Annotated in this window: 12 protein-coding genes; 10 read left to right on the top strand and 2 right to left on the bottom strand. The window is 35.2% G+C overall.

The annotated features are described in order from the left end of the window. Positions 1-287: 287 nt before the first annotated feature. Entirely contained in the window at positions 288-728 is a 441-nt protein-coding gene (locus tag I2F23_RS13255; protein ID WP_195773053.1) for a hypothetical protein, read from the bottom strand. Then, a complete protein-coding gene (locus I2F23_RS13260) occupies positions 728-922 on the bottom strand; it encodes a hypothetical protein (protein ID WP_195773054.1) in 195 nt (64 codons plus the stop codon). Before I2F23_RS13260 ends, I2F23_RS13255 begins: the two co-directional genes overlap by 1 nt. 198 nt (positions 923-1,120) lie before the next feature. On the opposite strand from I2F23_RS13260, the gene I2F23_RS13265 reads away from it, so the two are divergent. The 10 genes from I2F23_RS13265 (at position 1,121) to I2F23_RS13310 (ending at position 7,500) form a co-directional block, all read left to right on the top strand. Beyond that, a complete protein-coding gene (locus tag I2F23_RS13265; RefSeq protein WP_195773055.1) occupies positions 1,121-1,333 on the top strand; it encodes a hypothetical protein in 213 nt (70 codons plus the stop codon). Continuing rightward, on the top strand, positions 1,333-1,587 hold the full coding sequence (locus I2F23_RS13270; RefSeq protein WP_195773056.1) for a hypothetical protein: 255 nt from the start codon (positions 1,333-1,335) through the stop codon (positions 1,585-1,587). Before I2F23_RS13265 ends, I2F23_RS13270 begins: the two co-directional genes overlap by 1 nt. After that, the gene (locus I2F23_RS13275) at positions 1,584-3,065 is read left to right on the top strand and encodes a replication initiation factor domain-containing protein (RefSeq protein WP_195773057.1); all 1,482 of its coding nucleotides are present in this window, start codon (positions 1,584-1,586) and stop codon (positions 3,063-3,065) included. The genes I2F23_RS13270 and I2F23_RS13275 overlap by 4 nt, the downstream gene beginning before the upstream one ends. Continuing rightward, positions 3,055-3,354 carry a hypothetical protein gene (locus tag I2F23_RS13280; protein ID WP_195773058.1) on the top strand — a complete coding sequence of 100 codons (300 nt, stop codon included), beginning with the start codon at positions 3,055-3,057 and terminating at the stop codon, positions 3,352-3,354. Before I2F23_RS13275 ends, I2F23_RS13280 begins: the two co-directional genes overlap by 11 nt. Positions 3,355-3,461: 107 nt before the next feature. Beyond that, complete coding sequence (locus I2F23_RS13285; protein ID WP_195773059.1) at positions 3,462-3,656, top strand: hypothetical protein; 195 nt, start codon at positions 3,462-3,464, stop codon at positions 3,654-3,656. Positions 3,657-3,671: 15 nt separating this feature from the next. Next, on the top strand, positions 3,672-3,959 hold the full coding sequence (locus tag I2F23_RS13290) for a hypothetical protein (RefSeq protein ID WP_195773060.1): 288 nt from the start codon (positions 3,672-3,674) through the stop codon (positions 3,957-3,959). 166 nt (positions 3,960-4,125) lie between these two features. After that, complete coding sequence (locus I2F23_RS13295) at positions 4,126-5,400, top strand: hypothetical protein (RefSeq protein ID WP_195773061.1); 1,275 nt, start codon at positions 4,126-4,128, stop codon at positions 5,398-5,400. Continuing rightward, positions 5,393-5,680: a DUF2523 family protein gene (locus I2F23_RS13300; RefSeq protein ID WP_195773062.1), complete on the top strand. Its 288-nt coding sequence runs from the start codon at positions 5,393-5,395 to the stop codon at positions 5,678-5,680. Before I2F23_RS13295 ends, I2F23_RS13300 begins: the two co-directional genes overlap by 8 nt. Beyond that, complete coding sequence (locus I2F23_RS13305) at positions 5,680-7,164, top strand: zonular occludens toxin domain-containing protein (protein ID WP_195773063.1); 1,485 nt, start codon at positions 5,680-5,682, stop codon at positions 7,162-7,164. Before I2F23_RS13300 ends, I2F23_RS13305 begins: the two co-directional genes overlap by 1 nt. Positions 7,165-7,308: 144 nt before the next feature. Further along, positions 7,309-7,500, top strand: coding sequence for a hypothetical protein (locus I2F23_RS13310; RefSeq protein WP_213014735.1), 192 nt, complete (start codon positions 7,309-7,311; stop codon positions 7,498-7,500). Positions 7,501-7,533 lie beyond the last annotated feature (33 nt).

The following is a 7,533-nucleotide window of genomic DNA, read 5'->3' on the forward strand; positions in this document are numbered from 1 at the left end:
AGTTCGTATAATCCAATATTATGTTACTTGCTTCGTCGTTGACAATGTTCATGCGTTAGTCAGGGTTATTGTCAATGATGTTAAACTTGCAAGTAACACCAGTGCATTTAACATGAATATCTATTATGCGAACTTATTACATACCAAGACAAGAAATTAACCTTGCTTACTTAGAATGTCGGGTTAATACATATATTAAATGCGCCTACTGTGGGCGCATTCTTTTGTTTCAAGATATGATTTTACATGAGAGAAAGTTTCACCGATCTGCTACTGGAGAGTGGTTGCTAGATTAAATTTTTGTTGATTTTTTCATATGCTTTTTGTATTTCATTTTGGCTGATAATTCCTTTGTATAGGAATATTGGTAGTCCGTCTTCCTTGTCTTCACTAATATATACTTGTTTACTATCTCTATATTCAAATATAGCAATTGGATACATTTCCTTATCTGCTACATAGAACCGTTTATTTTTGGCGACTATATTGTATGAGCTGAATTCATGCTGTAATAGACGCATGAATTTACTTTCATTTGTATTTAGTAAATTTAGTTGTCTTATTCTTTCAGTATCGCTTTCATATCTTGTCTTTACTTGCTGACGTTCCATGTAGTTAAAATTTCTTTGCCTTTCTTTTCTAGGTGTCTTTTTTTCATCACTAGATTTTAAGCTTTTATAGATATATCCAAGTATAAATCCTAAAAATATTCCAACTATTAACGCCATTATTCATCTTTACCTAAATATTTTTTACGCCATTCTAGTACTTCTTCTGATTTTAAATTTTTTAAATGAAATTTTATTAATGCATGTAATACATCAGTTTCTTTCATCATGGTTTTTTTCTCTAATACAAATTTCATCAAGCTATCTTTTATATCTTCTACTTCATCAGTTCGAATTTTATAAACTTTGCTCATCTTTGTTCCTTAACTTTAAATTTCACTATTAAATAATAACTTGTTTTAAAAGTTGACAAGTTTAACTTAAATATTATTTAATAGTTTAAACAAAGTTACTTTTAACTTTTTTGTGTTTTTTGATTTATCACACAACAAGAAATAGTTCTTTTGTTTGTAAGTACAAGATTTAATAACTCTGAATATTTAAAGAGCAGAATGATGAAGAATAATCCATTAAAGCATAAGCCTTTTTGTGAAATTAAAGCTAATTTGAACAAGCAAAATACGCTTGAACAAGATTTGTCTTTTATTCATGAATTGGCTAGACGTTCTACACGTTGGATTAATTGTTCTATTTGTGGAAAGCTCATTACAAAAAAATCAATGTCTTCTCATTATCGTTCTTTTCATGATGGAGATACTGAGTAATGTCTGAAATTGTATTTAAAGATCGTGCTGAATTTCTCCAGTCTGCTTTCGAGCATGTTTCTAAGATCGTGGGTGATCATGGGGCAGAGTTACTCGAATGTTCTGTACCTGCTTTAGATACTCAATTTTGCTTATCTCATTTGTCTGTTGTTGCTCTTGCTTGGTCTTATGACCCTACGCTTATCGATGCTTTAGAACAAACCTTTAAAGAAGCTAACCAAGAAATCAATGATTACTTTGGTGATATGAAATGAAGAATTTAGTTGCTCTTATTCAAGATTTTGATACTAACGCTCACACTCCAGTAGAGATTTTTGAGCAGTCTAAAAAAATTACAATTGATATTGAAACAGCTCTTAAATTTGAAGACATCAAGTTTTCAGTATCTCAAGAATTACAAAATATGTTGTCGGGTATTGTTGCTAATAAATTGACGGCAATACAGAAGTCACTGGAAGAAACAAAGTACATTCAGGCGGATTCTGACATTAAGGAAATGTTTGTTCATAAAGTGATCAAATCTACGCAGAATACGCAGGGGTCAGTATCCCCCTTTTATAATATGGGGGTTACGGTATCCGATACTCAGCCTCAATCTGACGAATACGCTTTTCCACGGCATTTGGATAATTACCAACTTATTTCTACGGCTCAAGGTGTTGTTCCTGTTCTGCATACTGTTCCTCAGCAAAATGAAGTTGTTGGACATGACTGGGTGACATTCTCTTTTGATGTTGAAGAATTGGGCGAAGAATATGCTTTGTTGCCGTCGCATATGGTCGATGAGGGGGTTGCTTATGGTATTCGTATTCAGTTAGATCAGAATTTGCATGAAATATTTGGTTTTGGTATTGCCCAAAAACGTCAAAAGGGTATGCACTTTTACAAGTATGGTTTTGATTTACAAGATAATCTTGGATTAGTTCTTTATGGTCATAAAACTAAACGTATTTCAATACAAATAAATGGCACTGGTTGTGCGCTTGCTCGAAAGGGTTGGCAAAAACGCTTATATGATTTTTTAACTGGACTAAAAGCGCCTAAATTAAATCGTGTCGATTTAGCATTTGATGACTTCACTTCTGAGCATATAACTCTTGATTTAGTTGATCTTTGGGACGATCAAGACTTGTTTTGGACTTCTGGTTCTCACCCAGAAATTAATAAGCCTGGTGACTGGAAGCGTATTAACGGCAAGGGTAGAACAATAACTATTGGTAGTCGCAAGACGGGTAAATTTGCTCGGTTTTATGAGCGTGGTAAAAAAGAGGGTTGTCCTTTATCTGAGTGGGTGCGTGCTGAAGTCGAGTTCAAGTCTACAGATAGATATATTCCTTTGGATATTCTTCTTAGTCCTACTAAGTATTTTAAGGGTGCGTATCCTGCACTTGAGATGCTTTGTAATAATTTACATGCTTTTCAAGCACCTACAAAAACTCAAATCGTAAAAAAACAATCTGAAATCAATGTTGATAAGGCGATTTCTGTCCTTAAAAATCAGTTTGGCAAATATATTCGTCAATTCAGAAAGTTTATTTCTGATTCAACTCTACTTGATTTGGTTTCATCTAATAAAGATGAAATGCCTAAACGTCTTCAATTTTCGCATTCTGCTGTTATGCAAGCTGTGCGTATTAATAAACCTATACCTAAGAAACAAGGTCTTGATGAATTGCCTTTGTTCTTAGGGTTAGACAATTTAACAAAAGGAAATAACTGCTATGCAATTTAAAACTCAATTGGTTGTGCTTGGTGCTAAAAGTTCAAAAGGTGAATATAACGGTAACCCTTATGATTCTACAACGGTATTTTTCCAAGCCGATCTCCAAGAAGGTGACAATTTTTGTGGTCAAGTTGGTGAGTTCTTGAAATGGGGAACATCAGCAAATTTTGAAAAAATTAAACATCATTCTTACCCAGCTCGATTTGAAGCAACGCTTGAGCAGGTGAGTAATGGTAAGTCTATGGTCACTATCATTAAAGATTTGGTTTTGGTTAAAGATACTCCATCGAAGATATAAATTATGGCTATTTTAATCGGAATAGTGATCGTCGCTTGTTTCTTTGGAACGCTATTTTTTGGTGTTCGTAAAGAGCTTAAAAAAGAACAACAGGACGATCAAAACTAATGACTGCATATCTCTGTACTTCTTTCACCGATACAGGGGTCTGTAAATCATGGGTAGAGTATGCACCCCAATATATTCTACCTCCTTTAACCCTCCAAGAAGCAACCTTCTTGGGGATTATGTTTTGGACTGTACTCCTTGTCGCTTGGGGAATCACCTCGATCAAAAATGCTTACTTAAGCGATAAGGATTAAATCAGGAAATTTAAAATGCAAAATAATCAAATTGCACTTGTTCAACGTAAATCTAAACTTGCTAAAGCGAAAGACTTTGTTTCAAGCAATTATGTCAAGTTAGGTGCTGTTTCTTCAGTTGCTTTAATGTCAGTCGGCGCTCATGCCGAAGAGTCTACACAAGTAACATTACCGACCATTAGCGTTTCAAATATGGTTGGTTTCTGTGGTCTCCTTGTGACTGCTGTTGCAACGGTTGCTACGGCTAACTTGCTTATCCCAATGACTGCAAAAGGCATTAAGTCAATTCGTGCAGCGTTCTAAATAAGCGAGCAAGAAAAAAATGCGGGAGGGCTCGCAACGCAATTTTTTTCGTTGCGAGCTTTTTAACATCTGCTAGGAGGCTCGTCATGTCATATATCTTTCCATATTTTGTTCTCTTGTGTTTTGTCATCACTGGCATAGTCATGTATCGAAAGTAGGTCTAATAATGAGAAAAATCCTTACTTCTTTATTTTGTGCATGTTATCTCTTGTTTACTGTGCATATTGCTTATGCTTCAACTTCTACACCGAGTTGGAATGTAGGTTCTGCGGTTGCTCAAGGTGCAACAACTGTCTATACAGCTACGAAAGAGATTGGCGGTAAACTTGTAACGAGTGTTGCTAAAATTACGCCGACTCCTGCACAGATCGCAAAGGGGTTAGGTAAGGGATTATTTGCGGGTCTTGCTATATCAGTCGCTCAAAAACTTATAGAAGATGGTGTAGATTTTGTTTTAGATCCTGCGAATAACGAGCTTCGTTATACTAAAAAGCCAGATGGAAAGGCTAAAACATTTCCTCAAGCATATTATAGTTCTAATAATCCTCAATTAGGTTATTTTCCAACTGCTGAAGCTTCATGTAGTGCGATTTTTGCATACTATAAGCAAAAAAGCAGTGACTATGATTCTTCTTCTTTATCCTCTGCTACTTGTTATCTTTATGATAGATATCAAAAGCTCATTAATTTAAATGCTATATTTTATGGTTCTAATCCGAATTATGACCCAAAAGCTAAAGATGATTCTAAGCAAAGTATTCCGCTTACACAGTTAGCATCCTCAATCATTGGTGAAGCAGATAATAATGATGAAGATGCAAAATCAATCACCAGTGCAGTTGCTCAATCTGCTACTGCTTCAAATACAGATGATCAATTAGTCCCATATACTCAGCTTACACAAGCATTAGATGCTTCTATTCCTGCATCACAAGACGATACGAAATCACCGCCTACAACGAATACAAACACGAATACAGGTTCTCAAAGTCAGACACAAGATCAGTCTAAACCCGATGAATCTGCTTCTAATCCTACGGCTACACCGACACCTGGTACGCCATCTGTACCTACTGATTGTCAGTTTTTTCAAACTGCTTGTACTTGGTTCGACTGGACTAAAAAACAATATACCGATACCGTCGATGCCGTAAAAGATTTTGCCAAAGATGACATTGAAGACAAAGACAATAAAGATAAAGTTGATGATGATTCATCTATACCTAAAACCATTGCTACAGATACCTTTAAATTTAATGGTATGTGTCCTGCTGATATTGTGACGCAAATTCCCGACCCTATGGGTGGTTCTAATCCGCTCACACTTTCTTTTACAAATTTTTGTACTTGGCTTCAACGCTTAAATCCGTGGACTGATGTTCTTGGTTGGATTGTTGCTATTTCAATTATTAGCGGTCAAAGGAGTTCTAACAGTGAGTAGTTTGGGTACTTTGATTGCTAAGTCGATAGAAATAGGTTCTAAACCGCTATTTAAAAATGCGCTTAAATCGATGGGAGTAGGGTTAGTTACTTATACCGCTATGCTTGTCTTGTATAACACCGCATTGGCTTATCTACATTCTTCTTTTGGTGCATTAGGTTCTTTCTTCTATGCCTTTAATTTGGCTGGTATAGACGTTTTTGTATCTAAGATCACCAGTGCTATTTCTATTCGTATGTACATTGTTTCTAAAAAGATTTCGTTTAGGAGCTTATCTTAATGCCGTTGTTTATGTATGTCGGCAAGATGCGACAAGGTAAGTCGTACTGTGCTGTAAAAAAGATTGATGAACTTACAAAAGAAAATAATAAAAATCTCCTTGCCAATCGTGAAATTTTTGCGTCACATTTGAAATATTTTGAAGATAGGGGAATGGCTGATCAAGTTCAGCAGTTTATGCAACTGTTAGATTGTGATCAATTTCCTGAGTACCATGAACAACTCAAAGTACCTTTTGATGAATTTTTAAAGAAATATAACGAAGAAAATGGTACGAAACTTGATTTATTAAAGCCTGTAAGGCAAATTTATTCAGATATTGAGGGCACAATAGAATTGGGTAAAATTCCCAATTTATTAAAATCTCCTGACGACTGGAGAACTACGCCTAAAGGTTCAATCATTTTTTATGATGAATTTCAGATATTCAGGTCTGCGTTTAAATTTGATGGCAATCGTTTATCTAAAGATCAAATGATCATCGATATATCGAGGATAGGGCATGTTGATAAAGATTTGTATCTTATCACTCAAGATGCTGAGAACCTCAATTTTTCATTGAGAAAGCTCATTGATAAAATGTACTTTGTCAAACGCCCACCACAGAATATTCAGGCTTGTTCTGTTTATACCTTTGACTGCTTTTTAAAAAATCCAAAGGCTGCGGCTGAATCTCAACGTAAACCGCACAAGTATGTATCTTGGGAAGTGGTTAAATATAACAATTATATTTATTCACTCTATAAGTCTGCATCGAGTCATGATTCGATAAAGAGAAAGATTCCTTTAATGTTTTACATTAAAATATTAGGGGTTCTTTTGGTCTTATCGGTGGTTTTGTACGGTATTTTTGCTTCTCCGGTGCTCTCATTTTTTGCAACTGCGATTAAAACAATGATGCATACAAATGTTGGTTCTGTTGCTGATATGACGAACGAGAAAACACTTGCACCACAACAACCTAAAGATCATAAAACAACGGATTCAAGCTCTTTTGTACCGTCTGTGAATGGTGTACCGCAACCGATTACTGATCTAGATAGAGATTGTCGCAAAGCCGAGAATTTAGAACGTCCTGAGTGTAAAAGATGGTTTGAAAATTATTCATCTAAACAACAGGCTAGCTCTGATAATACCCCTGTTAAATATGACCCAAACAAGCCGTTTGATGATGAACAAGTAATGAAAAATGTCACGTATCAAGTCACCAATAAACCTGTTTTTTCGGGTTGTATGAAGTTGCACGGCAAGTATGTTGCATACAGTCAGCAAGGTACGATTTTAAAAGGTGTATCTCAAGAAGATTGTCGCAAGGTCATAGAAAATGGTGAACGTCCGTTTGACTATTTTGGAGATAGAAAAGCTCAAAATACAAATACTGCTTTTAATTCTGCGTTAGGTTCTAAAGACAGTACCGCTACTGGTACAGTAGCTCCTGATCTTCAAAAAGAAAAGGTGATGTATGAGAATCAACAAGGTATTTGATAATTGATGGAAAAATTAGCGTAGCTATTTTTTCCCCTCTGATTACCTCAAGTCCATTTGATGTAGCAAGGTAGAAACAAAGCTCAGCGGAGTGCTGAGCGTCCAAAAAAGTATCTGACGATGAAATTATTTAGGTGAATACTGATGACTATAGAATTTACGCTTGATGAATTAAATGAAATTTATGATGTTGCTTTTGATCATAATTATAGAGAGATAGTTGCTAAAATAGAGACGAAATATACACGTTGCTATAGTTGCTATCGTCTTGTTCTAAATGAAGAATTTGAACATCACTATAATTTTACGTGTCCTTGTCGTGAAGATTATTATTAATAGATTTTTTTGCGTATGTGAGTTCGTATAATC

It is taken from the genome of Acinetobacter pollinis, from assembly GCF_015627175.1.
In the GTDB taxonomy this organism is placed as follows: domain Bacteria; phylum Pseudomonadota; class Gammaproteobacteria; order Pseudomonadales; family Moraxellaceae; genus Acinetobacter; species Acinetobacter pollinis.